Annotated in this window: 33 protein-coding genes and 1 pseudogene; 32 read left to right on the top strand and 2 right to left on the bottom strand. The window is 64.5% G+C overall.

The window, feature by feature from the left end:
• Positions 1-320 precede the first annotated feature (320 nt).
• The 10 genes from ABZ714_RS13100 to ABZ714_RS13055 all read left to right on the top strand — a co-directional run bounded on the left by ABZ714_RS13100 (position 321) and on the right by ABZ714_RS13055 (position 5,351).
• Complete coding sequence (locus ABZ714_RS13100) at positions 321-527, top strand: hypothetical protein (RefSeq protein WP_358825269.1); 207 nt, start codon at positions 321-323, stop codon at positions 525-527.
• 262 nt (positions 528-789) lie between these two features.
• Positions 790-1,116 (top strand): hypothetical protein, encoded by a 327-nt coding sequence (locus ABZ714_RS13095; RefSeq protein ID WP_358825268.1) that lies wholly within the window; start codon positions 790-792, stop codon positions 1,114-1,116.
• Positions 1,113-1,355, top strand: a complete 243-nt coding sequence (locus ABZ714_RS13090) for a hypothetical protein (RefSeq protein ID WP_358825267.1) — start codon at positions 1,113-1,115, stop codon at positions 1,353-1,355. The genes ABZ714_RS13095 and ABZ714_RS13090 overlap by 4 nt, the downstream gene beginning before the upstream one ends.
• Positions 1,352-1,597, top strand: a complete 246-nt coding sequence (locus ABZ714_RS13085; protein WP_358825266.1) for a hypothetical protein — start codon at positions 1,352-1,354, stop codon at positions 1,595-1,597. Before ABZ714_RS13090 ends, ABZ714_RS13085 begins: the two co-directional genes overlap by 4 nt.
• Before the next feature lie 217 nt (positions 1,598-1,814).
• Entirely contained in the window at positions 1,815-2,504 is a 690-nt protein-coding gene (locus tag ABZ714_RS13080; protein ID WP_358825265.1) for a hypothetical protein, read from the top strand.
• 52 nt (positions 2,505-2,556) lie between these two features.
• Positions 2,557-2,826 carry a hypothetical protein gene (locus ABZ714_RS13075; RefSeq protein WP_358825264.1) on the top strand — a complete coding sequence of 90 codons (270 nt, stop codon included), beginning with the start codon at positions 2,557-2,559 and terminating at the stop codon, positions 2,824-2,826.
• A complete protein-coding gene (locus ABZ714_RS13070) occupies positions 2,823-3,200 on the top strand; it encodes a hypothetical protein (protein ID WP_358825263.1) in 378 nt (125 codons plus the stop codon). Before ABZ714_RS13075 ends, ABZ714_RS13070 begins: the two co-directional genes overlap by 4 nt.
• On the top strand, positions 3,197-3,472 hold the full coding sequence (locus ABZ714_RS13065; RefSeq protein WP_358825262.1) for a hypothetical protein: 276 nt from the start codon (positions 3,197-3,199) through the stop codon (positions 3,470-3,472). The genes ABZ714_RS13070 and ABZ714_RS13065 overlap by 4 nt, the downstream gene beginning before the upstream one ends.
• A 363-nt stretch (positions 3,473-3,835) precedes the next feature.
• Positions 3,836-4,441: a hypothetical protein gene (locus tag ABZ714_RS13060; protein ID WP_358825261.1), complete on the top strand. Its 606-nt coding sequence runs from the start codon at positions 3,836-3,838 to the stop codon at positions 4,439-4,441.
• A 91-nt stretch (positions 4,442-4,532) separates the two neighbouring features.
• Positions 4,533-5,351: a PD-(D/E)XK nuclease family protein gene (locus ABZ714_RS13055; RefSeq protein ID WP_358825260.1), complete on the top strand. Its 819-nt coding sequence runs from the start codon at positions 4,533-4,535 to the stop codon at positions 5,349-5,351.
• On the opposite strand, the gene ABZ714_RS13050 is transcribed toward ABZ714_RS13055, so the two are convergent.
• Both ABZ714_RS13050 and ABZ714_RS13045 read right to left on the bottom strand, forming a co-directional pair.
• Entirely contained in the window at positions 5,348-5,710 is a 363-nt protein-coding gene (locus tag ABZ714_RS13050; protein WP_358825259.1) for a thioesterase family protein, read from the bottom strand. The two genes, ABZ714_RS13055 and ABZ714_RS13050, sit on opposite strands and share 4 nt — an antisense overlap.
• Positions 5,711-5,776: 66 nt before the next feature.
• Positions 5,777-6,637: a helix-turn-helix transcriptional regulator gene (locus ABZ714_RS13045; RefSeq protein WP_358825258.1), complete on the bottom strand. Its 861-nt coding sequence runs from the start codon at positions 6,635-6,637 to the stop codon at positions 5,777-5,779.
• A 250-nt stretch (positions 6,638-6,887) separates the two neighbouring features.
• Here ABZ714_RS13045 and ABZ714_RS13040 point away from each other — a divergent pair, with 250 nt between their 5' ends.
• The 22 genes and pseudogenes from ABZ714_RS13040 (at position 6,888) to ABZ714_RS12935 (ending at position 20,533) form a co-directional block, all read left to right on the top strand.
• Positions 6,888-7,142: a hypothetical protein gene (locus ABZ714_RS13040; RefSeq protein WP_358825257.1), complete on the top strand. Its 255-nt coding sequence runs from the start codon at positions 6,888-6,890 to the stop codon at positions 7,140-7,142.
• Between the two features lie 28 nt (positions 7,143-7,170).
• Complete coding sequence (locus tag ABZ714_RS13035; RefSeq protein WP_358825256.1) at positions 7,171-7,983, top strand: AAA family ATPase; 813 nt, start codon at positions 7,171-7,173, stop codon at positions 7,981-7,983.
• A gap of 56 nt (positions 7,984-8,039) precedes the next feature.
• Complete coding sequence (locus tag ABZ714_RS13030) at positions 8,040-8,408, top strand: endonuclease VII domain-containing protein (protein ID WP_358825255.1); 369 nt, start codon at positions 8,040-8,042, stop codon at positions 8,406-8,408.
• A gap of 24 nt (positions 8,409-8,432) precedes the next feature.
• Positions 8,433-8,633, top strand: coding sequence for a hypothetical protein (locus ABZ714_RS13025; protein ID WP_358825254.1), 201 nt, complete (start codon positions 8,433-8,435; stop codon positions 8,631-8,633).
• Positions 8,634-8,812: 179 nt separating this feature from the next.
• A pseudogene (locus ABZ714_RS13020) lies at positions 8,813-9,019 on the top strand (hypothetical protein); the annotation flags it as partial.
• A 43-nt stretch (positions 9,020-9,062) separates the two neighbouring features.
• Positions 9,063-9,758, top strand: coding sequence for a hypothetical protein (locus ABZ714_RS13015; RefSeq protein ID WP_358825336.1), 696 nt, complete (start codon positions 9,063-9,065; stop codon positions 9,756-9,758).
• Positions 9,755-10,117 carry a DUF3310 domain-containing protein gene (locus ABZ714_RS13010; RefSeq protein WP_358825253.1) on the top strand — a complete coding sequence of 121 codons (363 nt, stop codon included), beginning with the start codon at positions 9,755-9,757 and terminating at the stop codon, positions 10,115-10,117. The genes ABZ714_RS13015 and ABZ714_RS13010 overlap by 4 nt, the downstream gene beginning before the upstream one ends.
• A complete protein-coding gene (locus ABZ714_RS13005) occupies positions 10,117-10,917 on the top strand; it encodes a metallophosphoesterase (protein WP_358825252.1) in 801 nt (266 codons plus the stop codon). The genes ABZ714_RS13010 and ABZ714_RS13005 overlap by 1 nt, the downstream gene beginning before the upstream one ends.
• Positions 10,918-10,961: 44 nt before the next feature.
• Entirely contained in the window at positions 10,962-11,639 is a 678-nt protein-coding gene (locus ABZ714_RS13000) for a hypothetical protein (protein ID WP_358825251.1), read from the top strand.
• An 83-nt stretch (positions 11,640-11,722) separates the two neighbouring features.
• Positions 11,723-13,735, top strand: coding sequence for a ribonucleoside-triphosphate reductase, adenosylcobalamin-dependent (gene nrdJ / locus ABZ714_RS12995; protein WP_358825250.1), 2,013 nt, complete (start codon positions 11,723-11,725; stop codon positions 13,733-13,735).
• Between the two features lie 26 nt (positions 13,736-13,761).
• On the top strand, positions 13,762-14,283 hold the full coding sequence (locus ABZ714_RS12990) for a hypothetical protein (protein ID WP_358825249.1): 522 nt from the start codon (positions 13,762-13,764) through the stop codon (positions 14,281-14,283).
• 57 nt (positions 14,284-14,340) lie between these two features.
• Complete coding sequence (thyX, locus tag ABZ714_RS12985) at positions 14,341-15,039, top strand: FAD-dependent thymidylate synthase (RefSeq protein WP_358825248.1); 699 nt, start codon at positions 14,341-14,343, stop codon at positions 15,037-15,039.
• Positions 15,036-15,254 carry a hypothetical protein gene (locus tag ABZ714_RS12980; protein WP_358825247.1) on the top strand — a complete coding sequence of 73 codons (219 nt, stop codon included), beginning with the start codon at positions 15,036-15,038 and terminating at the stop codon, positions 15,252-15,254. Before thyX ends, ABZ714_RS12980 begins: the two co-directional genes overlap by 4 nt.
• The gene (locus ABZ714_RS12975; protein WP_358825246.1) at positions 15,251-15,490 is read left to right on the top strand and encodes a hypothetical protein; all 240 of its coding nucleotides are present in this window, start codon (positions 15,251-15,253) and stop codon (positions 15,488-15,490) included. The genes ABZ714_RS12980 and ABZ714_RS12975 overlap by 4 nt, the downstream gene beginning before the upstream one ends.
• Positions 15,491-15,599: 109 nt before the next feature.
• Positions 15,600-15,875 carry a hypothetical protein gene (locus ABZ714_RS12970; RefSeq protein ID WP_358825245.1) on the top strand — a complete coding sequence of 92 codons (276 nt, stop codon included), beginning with the start codon at positions 15,600-15,602 and terminating at the stop codon, positions 15,873-15,875.
• On the top strand, positions 15,868-16,095 hold the full coding sequence (locus ABZ714_RS12965) for a hypothetical protein (protein WP_358825244.1): 228 nt from the start codon (positions 15,868-15,870) through the stop codon (positions 16,093-16,095). Before ABZ714_RS12970 ends, ABZ714_RS12965 begins: the two co-directional genes overlap by 8 nt.
• Positions 16,092-16,268, top strand: coding sequence for a hypothetical protein (locus ABZ714_RS12960; protein ID WP_358825243.1), 177 nt, complete (start codon positions 16,092-16,094; stop codon positions 16,266-16,268). Before ABZ714_RS12965 ends, ABZ714_RS12960 begins: the two co-directional genes overlap by 4 nt.
• A 1-nt stretch (position 16,269) precedes the next feature.
• On the top strand, positions 16,270-16,428 hold the full coding sequence (locus tag ABZ714_RS12955; RefSeq protein ID WP_358825242.1) for a hypothetical protein: 159 nt from the start codon (positions 16,270-16,272) through the stop codon (positions 16,426-16,428).
• An 83-nt stretch (positions 16,429-16,511) separates the two neighbouring features.
• Positions 16,512-18,416 carry a DNA polymerase gene (locus tag ABZ714_RS12950; protein ID WP_358825241.1) on the top strand — a complete coding sequence of 635 codons (1,905 nt, stop codon included), beginning with the start codon at positions 16,512-16,514 and terminating at the stop codon, positions 18,414-18,416.
• Between the two features lie 22 nt (positions 18,417-18,438).
• A complete protein-coding gene (locus ABZ714_RS12945; RefSeq protein WP_358825240.1) occupies positions 18,439-18,885 on the top strand; it encodes a deaminase in 447 nt (148 codons plus the stop codon).
• A 115-nt stretch (positions 18,886-19,000) separates the two neighbouring features.
• On the top strand, positions 19,001-19,384 hold the full coding sequence (locus tag ABZ714_RS12940; protein ID WP_358825239.1) for a histone-like nucleoid-structuring protein Lsr2: 384 nt from the start codon (positions 19,001-19,003) through the stop codon (positions 19,382-19,384).
• A 246-nt stretch (positions 19,385-19,630) separates the two neighbouring features.
• On the top strand, positions 19,631-20,533 hold the full coding sequence (locus tag ABZ714_RS12935; protein WP_358825238.1) for a radical SAM protein: 903 nt from the start codon (positions 19,631-19,633) through the stop codon (positions 20,531-20,533).
• Positions 20,534-20,546 lie beyond the last annotated feature (13 nt).

Raw genomic sequence — 20,546 nt, 5'->3', positions numbered from 1 at the left:
GATGCGGCCCGACTCCGCGAGGGAATTGTGAACAGGTCGCGGGTCCTGTACCCGGAGGTTCTTTCATCATGGCGAGCCTCGACGGACGCTGTGAGAAGGTTCCGCCGACTCTGCGGAGAGCAGCAGGTACACATGGATTCACCCTCGTGCGGGGAGTGCAATCGAGAGACCGGGGTCTGGTGTGCCGTGGTACGCGAACAGCTCGATCAGATGGCCGATTTGATCAGTGAGTTCACAGACGAGGAGCGCGAGGAAGCGTTCGGAAAGGGCCGGAGAGCGTGAAGGGGAGCCCGCCATCCAGCCGGAGAATCCGGCACGGCGTGAAGGTCGCTTATCGAGCGCACCGGCACATCTTCGACGGCATTGTCGTGGGCGCAGTCTACTCCGCCAACCCTATGAAGAAGGCCCATATCACCGCTGTGGTGATAAAGCCTCGGAACTATGGCCTTCCTCGTCAGACATTCATCGAGGAATGCAGGGACTTGGAAGTTGTTCCCATCGAGAACGTGCGAATCAAGAAGGGCTGATCTGAAGTGATACGAAAAGTGGCAGAGTACGAGGATTTTGCCCAGTGGGTACGGCGTCGGGCTCTGCGAGCCGGGTATCCGGTGGATATCCCCCGGTCGGGTGCCGTCAACGACTTGAGTGCGGCGGTGGGGACGGCGGTCTACAACGTCAGCCGGGTCCTGAACGCCCACCGGGTCCCCTCCTATAGGACGTGGCCGGCGTGGGCGGCAGCCCTCGGCGTGTCGGAAGGGTTGTTCCAGAAGAGGGCGAAGGCGGCACTGCGTGGCCAGTGACGGAGCCGTTGGCCGCTGCCGGAAGTGTCTGCAAGAGGTCAGGGCGGAGTTCGACGCGCACTCCTTCGACTGTGTCCCGTGGTTCAGCGAAGCCCCGTCCTATCAGGGCCTGATGCCCGGAGACGCGATCACAGTGGCGGTCACCGACAAGAGTCCGTGGCATCGGGCCACGGTACGAACGACGCATCCAGCCGGTGCCTTGGTGGACGTGGAAGGGGCCGTGATCACGCACGGCGATCCCCGGTTGGTGGTCAAGGACTGGGCGCAGTACGTGACGCAGAAGAACCGAAAGGGAGAGGACGTTTGGTACCGGTGAGGGTCAACGAACTGAAGGCAGGTGACCGCATCCGAGTCATGGGAGACGGGACACGGGGCTGGGACGTGGCCGGCGAAGGCTACCTCGTCGCGGAGTCGAAGCAGGTGGAGACGCTGCGGAACCTCAACCGGATCGATCCCGTGCGACTGCGCATGAACCAGGACCCGGCTGCAACGCCGACGCGACAGAACTTCGTGCCAGTGCTCCCGGGCACCGAGACCGGGGAGCTGAACGCGTGAGCGAGTACACCGAGGGCGACCGCATACACCTGCGGAACATGGCTGGTGGCGTGATGTCCGACGAGAAGGGCCACCCTATCGACTTCCGTGTGGTGCAGATCATTGAGTGGGAGAACGGCGGCCACAACTTCGTGTTGCGCTCCCGGGACCGGAACGCCCAGCGCATGTACGGCGGAGGCATCGGGTTCCCCGCAAGGACTCTCAAGCGAGCAGATCAGATCGGCATGGAGGGGACTTCCTGATGGGCAAGGGAGCGACGAAGGGCAGCGTTCAGCACTTCACGGAGCTGGAAGGAGGTGTCATCGGCTGCCGCAAATGGGGGTGCGGCCGACCGGCGACTCGGTGGATCGATATGGAGCGCTACGGGAACCGTCAGTTCCTGTCCACGGCCTACTGCGACAGTGACGGCGGGTGGGAGTTGGAGGACTCTCACCACACCATGAGAGTCAGGAAGATCAAGTGAAGCAGGAGCTTAAGCACGGCGTCGTCGTTGGGACGCTACTGGGAGGCGTAACTGTCCGGCGGACGGAAGTGTCAGATTCTCAACCCTGGATCACGGAGTACGAGCTGACCGGTATCCGAGTCTCCGGTCGGGTGCAGATCCTCCCCTACTACGACGAGCTTCTGGTGGAGCGAAATGGGGCTCCCGAGGGGCTGCCCACCGAAAAGGCATGGGAGTTCTTGCCGTCGGCCTTCTCTATCACCTATGGAGGTGAGCCCACGTGGTCCGGGGATGGGCGGGGCAGCCTAGTCGTCAACGGTGTGGCGCTGGACGGTGGAACTACCTGGCGTACGCGGCGAGCCAACTCGGAGCGGTTTGACGTATGCCGATCGGGGTCCAAGGACGCCCCCGCTGGTGCCCGTGACAAGACGCGTGCCATCGTGCGCGGCCTGGTCGAGCTGCACCAGCAGGATGCCGGCCTGGTCCACGCGAGTGCAGTCGCGTTCGCTCGGTTCCGAAGGTCCAGGCGGCTCGCGGACCTGGTCAAGGAACACCGTGAGGTGAGCAGCCTGCTCCGCGAGTTGATGGGCCTCAACGCCAAGCTGGTGGAGCGAAACGCAGTCCTGGACGACGATGCTGAATTCGAGAGAGCTATACGTGGTGAGAGGCTGGCCTCGACGGGAAGGCACATGCCCACTACCGGCTGAACCCACCTTCACCCTTAACTGCACGCAAGCAATTCCCAGGAAGATGGAAATCATGATCCGCACCGTCCAATTCACTGTCGCCTACAGCGGCTCAGTGGAGATCGAGCAGCAAATTGATGTACCAGAACGATTTCTCACCGATGATGGCGAGCTTCACGGAGACTGCGAGCTGCGGTTTGACGCCTGGATGAACAGTCACAAGCGCAAGTGGCGTGACCATGTCGACCTCAGCAACGTCCAAGCTGATCTCGAAGCTGACGACATTGAAGTCCTGACCAGGCCGGTGCTCAGCGATAACACCCTTAAGGAGACTCAGGCGTGAGTTTGGATCGGAACTCCTGGACCACCATGGACGTCCGCGCCGAGGACCTTCGTCCCAACGATGTAGCACTTATCGGCGGCCGGTGGCGCGAAGTCTTTTACCGGTATTGCTGGAACGACGACCCCGCAGTGGATTTCCTGGAGTCGGACCCGGTGCTTCAGCAGGTCCGCGACATCATCAGCCGCAGTGGGGAGGGCTGGGTTGCCGTGGGGCTGCACGACGAACACACAGACTCGGACGACGAGCCGGGCAGGGAGATCCTTCCCTTCACTTGGTGCGACCTCGTGACGGTGCAGACGAAGGTGATCCTTCAGCCTCAGACCGTTCCTGAGCCGCCGGCGGCTCGTGCGGACCGCGGTGGGGCGGCGTCTTGAGCGGTAGGCCGGAGTTCCTGGACCGACAGCACGAGTCCGGCTTCGCCCAGCTCGTCATCTACTTTCGTGACCGGGTCAACGATTCGGGTTCCATGTCCTTCGCCTGCTGGTCCCGTGGTGCGGATCGTGCGGTCCTGTACTCCGCAGGAGGCACGGAGCTGGCGGCCGTACCGATCTCGGCTCCTGATGACCGTGACAGTGTCCTCGCCCAGATCGAAGAGGCATGGGGCACCCTCCGCTGGGTGAAGTTCTCGACGCGGGTCTACGGGTAGGGCCTGCCGGACACCGGTTGTTCGGGCGGGGAGGCTGCCCCTCCCCGCCCGGCTTGACATACATATCGGGAGTGCGTAGCTTGAAAGTGAGAGAGCAAGTGAAAGTGCTGATTGGGGCCGGTCCCGCCTGCGCGGTGGTTGCGTTCTACTTCCTGCGTCACGGTGTCGAACCGGGAACCAGTTCCGCGGCGGCCGTTGCCACAGGTGTCATTGCTGGCACCGTCTTCGGTGTCCACCCGTACGTGTGGGCTGCTTTGCACGTGGCGGTTCCACTGCTCGTGTGGCGCAGCCGAAGACGATTGGAGGGGAGGGTATGACATGGCGTCTTTTGACATACATATATCAAGTGAATAGAGTCGTTCCATGAAACAGAGTGCAGAAGAGAAGCGTGAAGCGCTCTTCGTGAAACTCAGGGCGAAGGGCGTCTCCGAGGGGAGGATTACCTCCCTGCGGCGGATGGCTCTGGAGGGCGCGAGTCCCGACTCCATTCGGAGGCTGCGCACCGACACGCCGAAGCTGTCGGTGCAGGACATCGCGGATTTGTTCGGGATCACTCGGCAGGGCGTGTACCACCACATCAACGGTGAGTCGGCGCAACTGGACCAGCCCTTCCGCACATCGATTTCGGCGCTCAGACCGTTCAAGGTTGAGGACCGGCATCGGAAGTGCCAGCTCTACAACTATCTGACGAACCACATCAAGTGGGTGCTCGCCGGTCCGGAAGGGCTGAGCGATGCGCGACGGAATGTACTGCTGCGGTGGTGGCAGACCCTGTCTTCTGAGTCCGTCATCGTCTACGACCCCGCGGAGACCGGAACGTCGCTGGCCGCGTGCGGTGGCTGGCGCCTCGATGACCGCATCAAGTCCGATGGTGACATGATCGTCCGCCCTCACGGTGAGCCCACCGAGGAGCAGCGCCGGGTTCTGAGTTGGAAGAGGATCGAGGAGGCGCAGAAAGAGCAGGGCTGAACAACTCCCTCCGCGTTCGCGGAGTCAGGCCCCTTCGGGGGCCTGCTTAATCCCCATGGCTTGACATACATATCCGCAGAGTGGAGACCTGATGTCGACGACAGTCGAAGAGCGCACCGAGGCGTACCGGACACGGCCGCGGTCGGTGTCTCAGGTGAAGCAGTACGAGCAGTGCCCGTTCGCGTTCTATCTGACGAGGATCGCCCGGGAGCCGGAACTCCAGGCTGCGTGGCTGGCACAGGGAGTGGCGGTTCATTCCGCGGCCGAGGAGTGGGAGCGCAGTGAGCGGGTCATGTCCGTCCCGGAGGCGCAGGGGGTGTTCGGGAGGGTGTACGTCCGGATGGCCAACGAGGCCCTGGAGGCCGAGCCGGCCGAGGACGGGTGGCAGGCCAGCGGGCCGTACACGGGGTTCACCGATCTGGAACGGCGGTGGCACCTTGGCCGGGAGCAGGTCGAGCGGTACGTGGCCTGGTACGAGAAGAATCCGGACGAGAAGATCTGGAAGTCCTCCGATGGGGTGCCGGCCATCGAGCAGCGCTTCGACATCGAGGTCGACGGGGTGAAGGTGGTCGGGTTCATCGACCAGGTCATTGACCACCCAAAGCGGGGCCCTGTGGTCCGGGACATCAAGACAGGGGTCATTCCGATGGTGGCCGACACATTCCAGCTCGACACGTATGCCCTGGCCTTGCGGCAGGCGCACGGTGTGGACTGTGAGACCGGGGACTACTGGTCGGGGAAGACGGGGCGTCCGAGCCGTGCTCGAAAGCTCGGTTCGGGTGCCGCGGTGGTGGACCGGTTCAAAGAGATGGACGAAGGCGTGAAGGCTGGTTTGTTCACGCCTTCGCCCTCGGCGGAGACATGTGGGAGGTGCCCGGTGCAACGCAGTTGCGACTTCGCTGCGTTCTAGCTCTTGTAACGGCTCAGGCGTTCCGTCTCGGACTCGCTCAAGCGGCGCGTTCGGCGCATTGCGAGATCGTAAGCGGCCATCAAGGTCCTTGCTTTGAGGTAAGTGGTTCCTTGGTCGCGTATCTCGCATTCGAGAGTGAAGGCTGCGGCTCGCACTTCGCCTACAGTCAGGATCACCGAGATCGGAGTTCGCTGGTAGGTCAGTGGGTTGGTGAACCGGATGGTGTGCTCTGCGACAAGGAAGTTGTTTACCAGGCGCGAGCGCGGATCTTCGGGGGCAAGATCCGCGAACATGCTCATGCGCCCCTCCTCCAGATACCGGGTGTACCCTGCGTTGCTGATATAGCCGTTGAGGTCCATATCGCTCCAGCGCATCGAGCATGGGAAGACATACGGGGGCATGGTGACGTTTCTGGGAGGGGGTGGTCAGAGATGAAGGTGCGTGGGGATTGCGAAGCCTTCCGGGCCGTCGTCCGTCTCCGGCCAGCTCAGAACTACGAGGCGCAGGTTGTCGTCGTTGGTGAGCGTGAAGACTTGAGAGGTCAGGGTCACCTCGTTCTCGAACCGGGTTAGCTTTAGTCGAAATTGTTGGCCGCCGCGGTTACCCAGGACCGATGAGTCCTCGTTCCAGAACCTCTCGATCAGAGGGTCTGTGATTGCCTCTTTCAGGATGTCCGGGAGTATGCTGTCTGGTCTTTTCCGGGCAAACTCCAACCGCATCATGCTCAGGTGGGTCCGTGCGTGAGATTCCCAGTCCGCCAACTGTTCCCGAGCATCATCGCCGATCAGGATGGAGTGCATGACGTTCGCCTCTGCCTCCGTGACCCGTGGCCACCATTCGCGCATTGCCCGATTTACGGCGACGACGGTCCAGTCCGGGTCTATGACATAGGCCGGTTTCGGGTCCTGCTGGTCCAGGAACGCTTGGATGGCCTTGCGTTCCGACCCGCTGAGGTCGGTACAGGCGACCGCCCCGGCCGGTGCATTGCAGCCGATGGTTGACAGGAAGAGCATCTCGCGCTGATCGGGATCCAGTAGAAGCGCTTCAGCAAGTTTGGCCATGACCTCTCGGTCTGGCCGGGGAAGGTATCCGGCTTCCAGATACCGATACCATCGCTCGGTCTTCCCTGCGTCGGCCGCTACCTTGGCTTGAGACAGCTTCTTCTTTCCACCGCTCTTCATTTTGGTCTCTGCGCGCCAGGCTTTGAGGAGTCGCGCCAGAACTTCCGACGTTTCGTCAGATATTCCGGACGGGCGTGAGCCCTGTGGGGGGAACTCTCCCTGCACTGCATCCCTTTCTTCGTTGAATGGTCAACTCGACGGTACGTCAGTAGCAGGCTTGATCGCAAAGAGCCAGTCCGGGGGAGGTAAGGGTACAGAAAGAGTCGCCAGGGCGGAGGGCAGGCCGCTTCCGGAAACGTCGTTCCGGATTTTCATCATAGATAATCTGTACGGATGAGCCGAGGGCATCAACTCGGCTTGAGGGAAGGCGCGTTCCACTAAGAGCGGGCGTGCCGCTTGATCCCTAGGGGGATGAATGATCAAAGATTTCGTGCATCACATCACATCCGAGATGGTGACTGATTGTGACGCTTCGGCTGCTGAAGCCGTGGCCCGGAAATACGGCTCCGATGGCGATGACCTGGTCACGCAGAGCGTTATGGACCAGGAACACGCGCGGCTTCTGGTCTGCCTCCAGGCCGACATGGACGACCGCTTCTCCGAACTCGTGGAACGTATGGAGGTCATCGTGCGGCAGCTCGCCGCGCTGAAGCTTTCGACGCTCTCTTGATCCGGAAATACGCACCAAAGGTGAGGGTATGTATACGCTCAGTCAATCCATTCGGGCGCGGGGGAACTCCGGGGAGCCCCTGCCTCCGGCCTTCAAGGCCCTGGAGCAGGCGGGGACCCGCTTCCTCCGTGGTCAGCTCTCGCTGACCGTGGCCGCCGGCGGTATCGGGAAGTCCGCCTTCACGCTGGCCAGGATCCTCAAGGCTGCACAGCCGATCCCGACCATCTACTTTTCGGCCGACTCGTCGGCGGACATTCAGATCTCGCGGGCGATCTCGATCCTCACCGGGACTCCGATGGCGGTGTCGACGGCCGCGGTACGCCGCAACGACATCAGCCCGTACGCCGGGCAGTTGGATGCGCCCGTCCGGTTCGACTACGCCGCCTCACCGACGATCGATGACATCGAGGACACCGTTGCCGCCTGGTACGAGCTGTACGGCGAGGACGCCCACATGATCGTCCTGGACAACATCACGAACATCCGCGGAGGCACCAGCGCGAACGATGACGATCCCTTCGGCGGGCTGGAGAGCCTGATGGACTGGGCCAGCGACATGGCGAGGACGACCGGCGCCCACGTGGCTGGCCTGCACCACGCCACGGGCCCGCACAACGATGGTGGCGCTCCGATTCCGATGTCCGGGGTGAAGGGGCAGATCACCCGCGTTCCGGCACTGGTGATCACGCTGCACAAGCCAGACGGCAACACCCTTGGGGTGAGCAAGGTGAAGGACCGGGCCGGGCGGAGCGATCCGAGCGGGCAGACCTTCGTGGAGCTGGGCTTCGACGGCGACACCATGCAGATCACGGACACGGCGTTTTCGACGGTGACCTACTGATGGGGGCGTGCCGGGCAGGCACGCGGCTGTGCTCCCGCTGCGGCCGGTGCCGGGCCGTGCGCTTCTTCACGGGCCCCCGCGGGCGGATCTGCCTGCCCTGCCAGAAGAAGGCGCGCTCCCAGTCGGCGCACGCGGCCCGGGTCCAGTCGACCTACGGCCTCGGCCCCGGTGAGTACGAGCGCCTTCTGTCGGCCCAGGGTGGCGTCTGCGCCGTCTGCCGGCAGTCACGGGCCCGGCGGCTCGACGTGGACCACTGCCACAGGACGGGCATCGTGCGGGGCCTGTGCTGTGCTCGATGCAATCGGCAGCTCCTGGCGCGAGGTCTTCGGGATGATCCCGTCATCGCCCGCGCGGCGGCGGCCTACCTGGAGAATCCGCCTGCGGTCCAGATCCTCGGAAAGCGCTTCTACAACAAGTCGACTTGACATACATAAGACTCGGAGGGCATAGTGAAGATGAAGGCAACACCGCGTGCAAGCTTCGTCGTTAGCGTCGATGCCGGTCTGTGTGACCAGAAGGTCCACGAGATCGCACACATCATGACGACCCTGCTCAAAGGGATGACTGAAGCTCCGGTGAATGTGACCTTCCAACGTCACTTCAAGTTCCACGAAGAGCGGGCCGGTGACCCGTTCACGGCTTCCTACTGACTCGCGGACTTGTCATTCATACGGAGGCATGATGCAGAACGAAACGACGGGGCCGGGCCGGTCCGGGATCAGTCAGCGGCTGGACCGGGTTCCATCCGGGGCGCTGGATCCGACCTGGTCCCTCATGAGCGAGGCCCATCGCCGGTTCCCGGTGACGGTGCGGTTCAGGGAGGCTGATCATGGCCCGCTTCGCGCGTCGCGGTCCTGACGCCGCCCCCGGTCCGATCGACGCAGTCCTCCTTCGCTACTACCCGCACTGGATCCCGCCCGCCTATCGGCCGGGATGGGTGTCGTGCCTGTGCCCCGCGCACACCGAGCGGACCCCGAGTGCAAGCGTCAACTACGACCAGGGCTGTATCGCCTGCCAGGCGTGCGGCTTCAAGGGCACGGCCTACTCGATCATCATGAAGAGAGAAGGAGCTACATTCCGTGAGGCTCAGCGACGAGCGGAAGAGCTGGCTGCTGGGGGCGACAAAAACGTTCCTCGACCAGATCGGCGGGTCTCCGGCCGAAGAGTATTTGGTCAATCACCGCGGCATCGATCCGGAGACGGTGGAACGGTTCCGTCTGGGGTACGTCGGCGACGGTTCGGTACCCAGCGGCCTTGAGCAGTACCGCGGATGCGTCGCTATCCCGTACCTGCGCAGGGGGGCCCTCGGTGCCTGGTCGGTGATGTCGATCCGGTTCCGGTGCGTGCGTCCCGAGTGCGTGAAGCACGAGGATGGGTCCTTCCGGGAGGACGAGATCCACGTCGGTCACGGCAAGGTTCAGAGCATGGCGGGCGATACACACCGGATCTACAACACGCTGGCGATTCAAGAGGCTTCCGACGAGATCGCGGTCTGTGAAGGCGAGCCCGACACCTGGACGAGCGCGCAGTGCGGCATCCCGACCGTGGGGATCCCGGGCGTCAGCGGCTGGAAGAACCACTTCGACAAGTTGTTCGTCGGCTACAGGCGCGTCTGGGTTCTGGCCCAGGGCGACGACGCGGGACAGAACTTCGCCGAGCAGGTGGCCTCCCGTATCCCGAGCAGCCTGATCGTCCCGTTGGACAAGGGGCTGGATGTGAACAAGACCTTCCGGAGCTTCGGGCCGGAGGCCGTACTCAACAAGGTGGGCAAGTGAAGGACGACAACGGCCGTCCGCTGACCCGGGCGCAGGAGATCATGAGGCTCGCCATCAGGCCCGAGCCGGGCCGCCCGTACAGGGAGTGGCGTACGTCCCGGGCATCCGCGCATCGAGCGGCATCGGACTTGTCATACATCGGCGAAGGGGGGCGGGACGCGGTGAACCACCCCTCTCACTACACCAGCCACCCGAGCGGAGTGGAGTGCATCCAGGTCACGGAGCACATGAACTTCAACTTGGGAAACGCCGTCAAGTACCTCTGGAGAGCCGGGTTGAAGGATTCAGAGAAGACGGTTCAGGACCTTGAGAAGGCGCGGTTCTACATCAACCGAGAGATTGCGAGGGCCAGCAAGTAATGCGACGTATTGTCGTTATCAGTGACACGCAAATGCCCTACGAGGACTCGCGGGCCCTCCGAAATGTCATCAGTTTCGTGGGGGACTATCAGCCGGATGCCGTGGTGCAGATCGGCGACTTGATGGACTTCCCGGAGCCGAGTCGATGGAACGCGGGAACCAAGGCCGAGTTCCAGACGAACGTGCTGAAGGACGCCGACCACGCCAAGCGGAAGTTCCTCGGCCCGCTGCGGGACGTCTACGACGGGCCGATCGGAGTGCTCGAAGGCAACCATGACCTCCGGCCGCGGACCTACTTGGCGAAGAACGCGCCAGCGCTCGCCGATGCCAAGTTCTTCGACCTCGATCAGCTCCTCGACTTCGACGGCTTCGGTATCGAGCTGCTGCCCGCCTACCACCCGATCGCCCCCGGTTGGGTGGCTGTGCACGGCCACGAGAGCAAGGGCATGAGTCCGATCCCCGGCCGTACGGCAGCCGCCAAGGCCGCCAAGGCAGGCAAGTCCCTGGTCATGGGGCACACTCACAAGCTAGCCATCTGCCCCAACAGCACAGGCTTCGCAGGCAAGTTCACAGTCCGGTACGGCTTCGAAGTGGGGCACCTCATGGACGCCCGCAAGGCCGGCTACCTCCAGGGCGGCCCCGCGAACTGGCAACGAGGTTTCGGCCTCCTCTACGTCGGCAAGTACGACGCGACGCCGCACGCGATCCCGGTCGAGTCGGACGGGAGTTTCGTGGTGGAGGGCCAGCGCTACGGGGCTCTCGCGCGCAACGCGCAGGGGCACTTCGTCCGCGCGGCGTGACCTCTCGCAGCTCCCGGTCTTGTCATACATAGAGAAAGAAGAGAATGCACGAGATCACCGCCGACGAGTGGGACAAGCTCTACACCGCGTCCGTCAAGGCTGGACGCGCTGTGGCCCGCAAGTTCCCCGGGTCTGTCGAGTCGGACGACATCACCCAGGGGGTGATGGAGAGGTTCATCCAGTCCGAGGGTGCCGCCCGCAAGCTGCTCGACTCCGGCGACGTCCACGGCAACGGCGTGGTGTTCAGGGCCCTGCTCATCATGGCGAATCAGGTCGCCGCTGGAGAGATCACCCGGCACCGGCAGTTCCACGGGAACTTCACCTACACCACGGACCATATTCGCAAGCTGCTGGCTGGCGGGCTCCTGTGCCGTGAGGACGACGGCACCATGTTCGAGGCCCAGCTCAACGCCCTGACCACCGGGCGCCGGTCCAAGAGCGACTTCACCGTTCGTATCACGGTGGACGACAAGATCGATCTGGAGCGCGGGATGCGACAGCTCACACCCGCTCAGCGAAGGATCCTCGTCCGCCGGTACATCGACGGCGATGCGCTCGATGGAGCCGAGCGCAAGGAACTGTTCCGAGCCGTAGAGGCCCTGACGCTCCGGATGAACGGTCATGCCGCGATATCCCGTGCCGACCACGACGGTCCTGGCAGTCGTCGCGCCGTCAGCAGCGCACACGCCCGGTTGGCCAGTGGGATCGCTTATGCCGGATGACCACTGGCTGACTCCGTGGGGGGACCTGCGGGACGCGGACGACTACGAACACCAGCAAGACACCCAGATCAAGGAGCACCCGCGTGAAGATGACCCAGACCGGCCGCGAGGTCTACCAGCGCACCTACGCCCGTCCTCTCCCGGACGGGGTGCTGGAGACCTGGCCGCAGACCGTTGCGCGTGTCGTGCGCGGCAACACCGAGCTGGTGGACGAGAAGTACGTCGAGCCGGGTGAGGCCGAGGCCCTGGTCGAGATGCTGACCAGTCTGGAGATCGTTCCCGCTGGTCGGCACCTGTGGGCCTCCGGAGTCCCGGGCCGTCAGTTCCTCTACAACTGCCACGTCGCCCCGTGGAGCGCTGGCCTCGCCGATCATGTCGAGTTCACCTTCATGCGGCTGATGGAAGGCGGAGGTGTCGGCTCCCGGTACGGCCGCGACACCCAGCCGGCCGAGGTGGTGAAGCAGGAGCTGGAGGTGCACATCGTCTGTGCCCCCGAGCACCAGGACCACCAGGCCTTCACCGAAGCGGGCTACCTGTCCGCGGAGTACGCGGCCGGATGGCCCGGCGCCTACACCGTGGAGGACTCCCGTGAGGGCTGGGCGTCGGCACTCGTGGACCTCATCGAGACCTTCCTCCGTCCCGAGGTGAGGAACCGTAAGCGTGTCTACGACGTGTCGCGGGTCCGCCCGGCCGGCGCGGTGCTTCGGTCCTTCGGTGGGACTGCGAGCGGCCCTCTCCCGCTCGTGAAGCTCCTGGTCGAGGTCGGGCGGGTCATGAATACGGCGGGCTCCGCCCGTCGTCCGGTGTCGGGGCTGGAGGCTATGCAGATCGATCACCACGTGGCGGAGTGCGTGGTCTCCGGGGGGAACCGCCGTTCGGCCCGCATGTCGATGATGCACTGGACCGACCCGGAGGTCATGGCGTTCATCGACGCCAAGAAGAACGGGGGGATGTGGACGACCAACCTCTCGGTGATCACTGACGACGCCTTCGTGCGTGAGGTCGGCCGCGGTGACGACGCGGCGGAGTCCGCCGCGCAGGTCTTCGACGCTGTGCTGGACGCCATGTATCTGAATGGCGAACCTGGCCTTTGGAACGAGGAACTGTCCAACGAGGACGAGCCGACACCCACCGTGGCCACCAACCCCTGTGGTGAGCAGCCGCTCCCCGAGATGGGGTCGTGCACCCTGGGGCACGTCAACCTCGGTGCGCTGTGGCGGCCCGAGAACGAGGACAGGCTGTTCGAGGCGCACCGCCTCATGACGCGGTATCTGATCCGGGCGACGTACGGCGACATCACCTATCCGAAGCAGAGGGAGGTGATGGAGCGGGACCGCCGGATCGGGCTGGGGCATATGGGGGTGCAGTGGTACGCGGTGCTCAACGGTCTGAAGTTCTCCGAGATCCCGGATTCCTGGATGGAGCACCTACTCAAGGAGCTGTATCAGCACGTCCGGGAGACTGCGGAAGAGTACGCCCGTGAGCTGCGGATCCCGGTACCGGTCAAGCTCACGACGATCGCCCCAACCGGCTCGGTGGCCAAGCTCAGCGGTGTGTCCGAGGGACTGCACCCCATCTACGGGAAGTGGTTCCGCCGCCGGATCCGCTACTCAGCCATCGACCCCAAGCAGGTGGGGCAGCTCAAGGCGTATGAGGAGCGGGGCTACCACGTCGAAGACTGCCTCTATGCCCCGTTCACCAAGGTCGTCACCATCCCGACCGAAGACGCCCTGATTCAGGAAGTCGTCAACACGGGCCTGGGTTGGCGAGAGGCCGGGGACCTGGTGGAGAGCGCCGACGACCTCACCGTGGAGCAGATGCTCGCCGTGCAGGCCGCCTACCAGCGGACGTTCGTGGACTCCGCGATCTCGTTCACCGTCAACTTCGACCCTGCGAAGGTCAGCCGGGGCCAGCTTCGTGCAGCGCTGCTCAAGTACCTGCCCGATATCAAGGGCACGACCGTGCTCCCCGAGGGGAGCTACGCGCAGGCCCCCTACGAGCGGATCACCGAGGCCGCCTTCGCCGCCGCGAGCGCGAAGGAGTCCGGGGACGCCGTCGATGCCGACTGCGCCACGGGCGCCTGCCCGATCAAGTAAGGCCCATACCAATCAAGGAGACCCGTATGACCTTCGACCCTTTCACCAGCGACACCACCGCCTCCGAGACCGCGACAGGTCCGGGCACGGTCAACACCGAGCTGCCGGCCGCTGTGGCAGCCGCCCCGAACCCCTTCAAGATCGGCTTCACCCTCAAGGCGAGCGACAAGTTCAGCGGAGAGTGGCTGACCCCGGCCGTGTACGGGGCGACCGCCGCGGAGACCGCCGAGCGCGGCCGTGACCTCCTGGTCGCCATGCAGGACGTGGGCCTGATCGACCTGACGGCCAGGGCTGCGGGCTACATGCGGTCCAAGCACATCGCGCCGGAGACGCCGAAGGGCCAGCCGAAGTTCCAGAACGGCAAGGTTCAGCACCCGACCCCGGCAGCAGCCGACGCGGGTGAGTACACCTGCGAGCACGGCCGCCGGACCTTCAAGGACGGCGGGAGCTGGGCCGCGCAGTTCTGCGGTGCCCCACAGAGCGTGGCGAAGAGCGACCAGTGCCCGCCCCTGTGGCGACAGAAGGACGGCTCTTTCCGGGCCAAGTAGAGGCAGACGCCGTATCGGGGCCCGGCCGAGTGCCGGGCCCCCGTCGAGAGGTGCACATTGAGCACGATCCGTTTCCGATCAGACATGGGCGTCGAGCTGATCGACGCCATGGGCGGAGATCACAGCATCGTCCGGGCGGCCCGGGTGTCGTCCGGTTCCACGGCCGGAGATCCGGTGAAGGACAAGGGCCTGGTCAACTTCCTGGCCCGGGACCGGCACGGCAGCCCCTTCGAGGCCACCGTGCTCCAGTTCAAGATCACGGTGCCGGTGTTCGTGGCCCGGGAGTGGTTCCGCCACCGGGTCGGCAGCTTCAACGAGGTGTCAGGCAGGTACACGATCCTTGAACCGGTCTTCTACCAGCCCACCGTGAATCGGCCTCTGAAGCAGGTCGGCACGCCGGGCGCCTACCGGTTCGAGCCCGGCACGGTCACACAGACCCGGCACGCGCGTGTCGTACATCGCCAGGTCGCCGAGACGGCGTGGACCGCGTACGAAGACCAGCTCGCCCTTGGAGTCGCCCGCGAAGTCGCCCGCAACGTCCTCCCACTGTCGCTCTACACCTCGTTCTACTGGACCGTGAACGCGCGCTCGCTCATGAACTTCCTGTCCCTGCGCAGGGTCACCGACAGCACGACCGTGCCCACCTTCCCCCTGTACGAGATCGACCAGGCCGCCGGCCTGGTGGAGGAGCTGGCGCGCGAGGTCGCGCCCGAGGCGTTCGCGGCCTTCGACAAGCACGGGCGGGTGGCTCCGTGAAGGCCCCCGATCTGCCCCGGTTCATCGTGCATTCGTCCCGCTGGGGCTGGAACAACGGCTCGGAGTTCCGGTGCGCCCGCGACGAACAGAACGTCCGCAACATCCTGCGAGGTCTCCACACCCGCTACGGCACCCAGCTCGACACCGCCGTCTTCACGGTCGGTGAGAGCGCAGATGTCACCACCCGCTTCGTGATCCCCAAGGAGAACGCGTGATCCGTTTCTACTACCTGCCCGACTGCGCCCCGTGTGAGGTGACCAAGCCGCTGGCCATCGTCGCGGCCGAGCGCACGGGCCGGGACATCCTGTTCATCAATTCCCAGACGCGTTCACCCGAAGACCTCGCGTCGGCGGGTGTGACCGTCGCGCCGACCATCTGCAACGGTGCCCGGAAGATCAAGGGTGAGCAGACCCTTGACCGCCTGCTGCGCTTCTTCGGGGAGGGCGCGTGAACACCCTCATCGGCATCCTCGTCGGGGCCAACCTCTCCGTCCTCTTCCTGCTCTTCGCCGGGGTCGTCCTGGGAGCCCGGCAGAAGCAGACCGCCAAGGGGAAGCGCCCGTGAGCTTCAACAACGTCGCGCCCGGCTGGCTGTTGGAGGGCCTTGCCGAGATCCGGGAAGAACGGTCCCTCGTCCACCAGGACGCCGAGGCTCATCCGCGGATCGACACCGCCGGCAGCGCGACGGTGGCCGTCACCAGTACCCATCGCAGCGACGGGACTGCCACATCCGGGACCACCGTTCACCTCACACTCGCAGCGGCCGAGAAGCTGCACCGGCAGCTCGGCCGCGCCCTCAAGTCCCACCGCGTCCACCAGGAGATCACACGTGCCTAGTCCACTGCCCGACCCCGATGAGTTCGCCGAGTACCTGCGGCAGGCAGGCTTCAACGTCCTGGACGCACAGATGAACGAGGCCACCGAGATGATCGCCCAGGTCATCACGAAAGGCGGTGAACTGAAGAAGCACGCTCAGGCAACCGGCTTCAGCGAGACCGTTGCAGAGGAGATCGCCTTCGCCTTCATCGACCGCATGGTCTCCGGGGGCACCGAGTGACCGATTCCGTGATCTTCGTGGAGTACCCCGACGCCACGGTGGACGAGTTCCACGGCGAAGTCGTCTACGAACGGGACGCCACCCTCATCTACGAGGCGGGCGGCGTCAGCCACCGCATCAACCACAGCCACACCAGGGCCATTCACGTCCACCCCACGACCGCGGAGAAGTGACATGTACTTCCTCAACCACCGTCTGCGCAGCGCATACGGCCGTCTTCTCGCCGAGAAGCGCGACCTGGAGCGCGCCTACGTCCAGCTCGAAGAGGACTTCCGGAAGCTCCAGCGAAGGGTTCCCCGCCGTGACGAGCGAGGCCGCTTCACCGCGCACTAGTACTTGACATACATAGGGGCCCGCTTCGGCGGGCCCCTTCTTTTTTGGGGTTTGGAGAACCACTTCAGATGATCCGCATGTGCGTGAAGGTTGCTGGCACGCCGGTTGTTATCAACGTACTCGAACGCACGCAGGACATACCGGAGTTCGTGCGCTGGGTCCGGCACCACCGGGCCGCTCTCGGTTGTGACGTGGAGACCACGGGTCTGGACTGGTGGTCCGAGCGTTTTCGTCTTCGGCTGGTGCAGTTCGGTACCGAGGACACGAGCTACGTCGTGCCCGTCGAGCTGGGTGACGAGCTGCTGGCGGCAGCGGTCGGAGCCATCCGCCACGCGCGGAAACTGATCTTCCACCACGGCACCTACGATGTGCTCGCCCTCGATGCCACTACCGATCTCACAGTGGAAGAGATCTGGCCCAAGGTGCTGGACACGAAGATCGTCGCCCACCTCGTGGACAGCCGCGGGGAAGCGGACGGCGGAGTCGGGCACAGTCTCGCCGCGCTCACGAAATACCATGTCGACAGCGGCGTGGCAGCCCGGGTCAAGGGCTCCATGACGGAGATCGCCAAGTCCCTCAAGACCACCAAGGCCGAGGTGTGGAAGAAGGTCCCGTGGGATCACGGCGGCTTTCTTGCGTACGCCGGACTTGACCCCGTCCTCGCCTTCCGGCTCGGTCGGCGCCTTATCGCCAAGCTGCCCAGCACCGTCTACCGGAAGACCGAGATCGGCCCCGGCATTCCGCCGATGAACCTGGTCGAGTTCGAACACAAGGTGGCCGAGGTCTGCGCGCTGATGAGCCGGGCCGGCATCCGGCTGGATCGGGACTACACCCTGCGCCTGGAGGCCCGACTCGCGCTCGAAGAGAGCCGCTGGACCCAGCGCGCCCAAGAGCTGGGGTGCGGGAACCCTTGGAGTACCGAGCAGTGCGCCGACGCCTTCGAAGCCCGGGGTGTCCACCGGTTCGACCGCACTCCCACCGGGAACCGCAAGATCGACAAACGGTTTCTCGACGCCCGCAGGGAAGCGGGCGATGAGCTTGCAGAAACGATTCACCAAGCCAAGGCCGCGAGGAAGAAGCGCGCAACATGGCTGCGTTCCTTCCTGGAGTCCGTGGACTCGTCCGGGCGGGTGCACCCGTCGATCAACTCCATCCAGGCGCGCACGGCCCGCCAGAGTATTCAGGGGATCCCGGCCCAGACGCTCCCTGCCGGGGACTGGGAGATCAGGGCCTGCTTCGTCGCCAACGAGGGCGAGATCATCCTCTCGACCGACTACGTCAACATGGAGCTGCGGTTCCTCGCCGCTTACGCGAACGACCGCCGGATGCTCGCGGCCTTCCGCGATGGCGAGGATCTGCACCAGATCACCGCAGACGCGGCGGGTGTCAGCCGGAAGATCGGCAAGATGACCAACTTCCTGATCGTGTTCGGCGGCGGCCCCGGCGCCCTGGCGGAGCAGGCCGGCATCTCGAAGGCCGAGGCCGAGCGCATCATGGAGATCTTCATGGAGACCTATCCGGGCGTCGCCCGCTTCATGAAGGAGATGACCAGTGAGGCCCGGCGCAACGGGTACGTCACCACGCCCTCCGGCCGTCGCCTGTATGTCGAGAAGCGGTTCGCCTTCCGGGGCACGAACTACTTCGTCCAGTCCGGCAGCCGCGACATCACGTGCCGGGCCCTCGTACGCCTCCACCACGCACGGCTTACCCCCCATCTCCTCCTCCCGATCCACGACGAGGTGCTTCTTTCGGTGCCCGTCGAGCACGCCGACACCGCCGCACGGATGGCGGATGAACTGATGCGGGAGACGGTACGCGGACTGGAGATCCCCACCGACCCGGACCGGGGCGGAACATCCTGGGGCTCTCTCTACATGGAGGGTGTCGACACCCTCACCCGACATGACGGCTACTACCGCGAGCATCCCGAACAGGCCCTGGCCGACGACCGCCGCCGGCACCCCGAGACGTACGCGGTAGCCGCCTGATCGGCGCTGCACAACACGGAGAATGATCTTGCACTCGAAGCCATCCCGACCCGACTGGGACACATACTTCCTCGCGGGCGCGCAGTGGGCATCCACGCGCGCCGACTGCGTCCGCTCACAGGTCGGCGCCTTGCTGGTTGATCACCGCAACGAAGTCATCAAGACCGGCTACAACGGCGCCCCGGCCGGCGTGCCGGGCTGCGCGTCACGGGGCGCCTGCCCACGGGGGAAATTGAGCCTGGAGCAGTGCCCCAGGGACAGCGACTACAGCAACTGCATCTCCGACCACGCCGAGCGGAATGCAATAAGGAGATGCCCTCCGAATGAGCTTTGCGGAGCGACCCTGTATTCCACGAGAGAACCCTGCCCCGCTTGCTGGACCCTTATTGAGGCGGCTGGAATCAGGCGTGTGGTCTGGCCTGGCAATGACGCGAGAAACGTCTCTCAAAAGTCTTTCGAGGTAGATTAATGAATGTTTCCCGTCATGTGGTTACAGGTTGACATCCATACAGCTTGCAGAGGGTTTGTGCGTATGATTAGCTCAGCCAAAGTAACCGTCAGGACATGGCTGGAGGGTGCGCGTCGTGAAGTTGACGCCCGTCATCAAGATGGAGTTCGTGTCGGTCCTCGGTCATCCCTATAGGGGTCTGGTCGAAATCGATGAGGAGCAGCAGCGAACAGTTGAGAAACTGTTCAAAACGTACGAGGCGGCGGAGAAAAACCTCGCGGAAGCAACGTCGAAGAGGGATGAGGCTGCGGCCCAGCTCATCGAAGCACTCGGCGAAATCGGCGTCAGGCCCGTCGCGGAACCGAAGACGTCCCCCGCGGACCGGGAGAAGATCCGGCTGTGGGCCAGCCGGAACGGGCACGAGGTCAATCCGAAGGCCCGGATCCCGAACATCGTTCGGGCCGCCTACGAGAACGCAGCAGCAGCAGGCAAACTGAAGGACGACGAGAAGATTCAGTGAGCGAACGGGCCGCCTCCGGGGGCGGCCCCGTTCGTGCTTGTGCTTCCACCTGCGCCCAACTGATCTGACGCATCATCAGCAACGTGGGGGAAGGCCGCGCTCTTGTGTGTGGGCTCCCCACGGGGTAGCCCTTTCGGGTGACGCCCTCTAGCGCCCCCTCGACGGGGTGGCGTTCGATAGGGCGTCACACATCGCGTCCCCGGCCCCGGGGTGACAGCAGCTCCACTACCAGCGAGGTGGGAGAGTATGACTGCACAGGTAACGGATTCCTTACGCACCAACCGAGTTGAGGGCCTGCTCTGGCTCGACCTGACCCGAAAGTGTCAGCTCAACTGTGGCCACTGCTACAACGGCTCCAGCCCCGAAGGAGCACACGGAGCCCTGACGCGTGAGGACTGGATCAAGGTCGTCAACGAGGCAGCCGAGCGGGGTATCGCCCGTGTTCAGCTCATCGGAGGAGAGCCGACGCTCCACCCTGACGCTCCCACCCTCGCTCGCCACATCCTGGGCATCGGTGTGGACCTAGAGGTGTTCACCAACCTGGTGCGAGTCACGGACGAGTGGTGGGGGATCTTCCAGCACAAGCGCACCGTGCTGGCGACCTCGTACTACTCGGATCATCCCGGCGAGCACAACAGCATCACAGGGAGGCCGAGTCACGGCCGGACCCGGGCCAACATCATCAAGGCCCTGGAATTCGGCATCGAACCGGTGGTTTCGATCATCGACTGCGGTGACGACCAGCGTGTCGAGGAAGCGCGCACCGAGCTGGCCGGCCTGGGGGTGAAGCGGGTCAAGGTCGACCGTATGCGCCCCTTCGGGCGTGCCGCGTGCGGCAGCCGTCAGGAGATGGACCTCTCCGGACTCTGCGGGAAGTGCGGGACGGACCGTGCCGCGGTCGGCCCTGACGGCACCGTCTCGCCGTGCGTCTTCACCCCGTCCTTGAGCGTCGGGAACATCCGCGAAGGCGGCCTGGGCGGTATTCTCGACAGCCCCGTGATGGGGGCCACCAAGGCTCTCATCCGGGAGTCCGTGCGCAACGGTGGGGGCGGTGATGAGGATGACGGGGGCAACAAGTGCAACCCGGGCACCGTCCCGGAGGAGTGCAGTCCCGGGCACCCTGGCTCCAGTTGCACTCCGAGGAACTAGTCCGCAAGGAAGC

Origin of the sequence: Streptomyces sp. NPDC006798, from assembly GCF_040635975.1 — a bacterium.
Lineage (GTDB): Bacteria > Actinomycetota > Actinomycetes > Streptomycetales > Streptomycetaceae > Streptomyces.
This window is presented reverse-complemented; position numbering and strand designations above follow the sequence as displayed.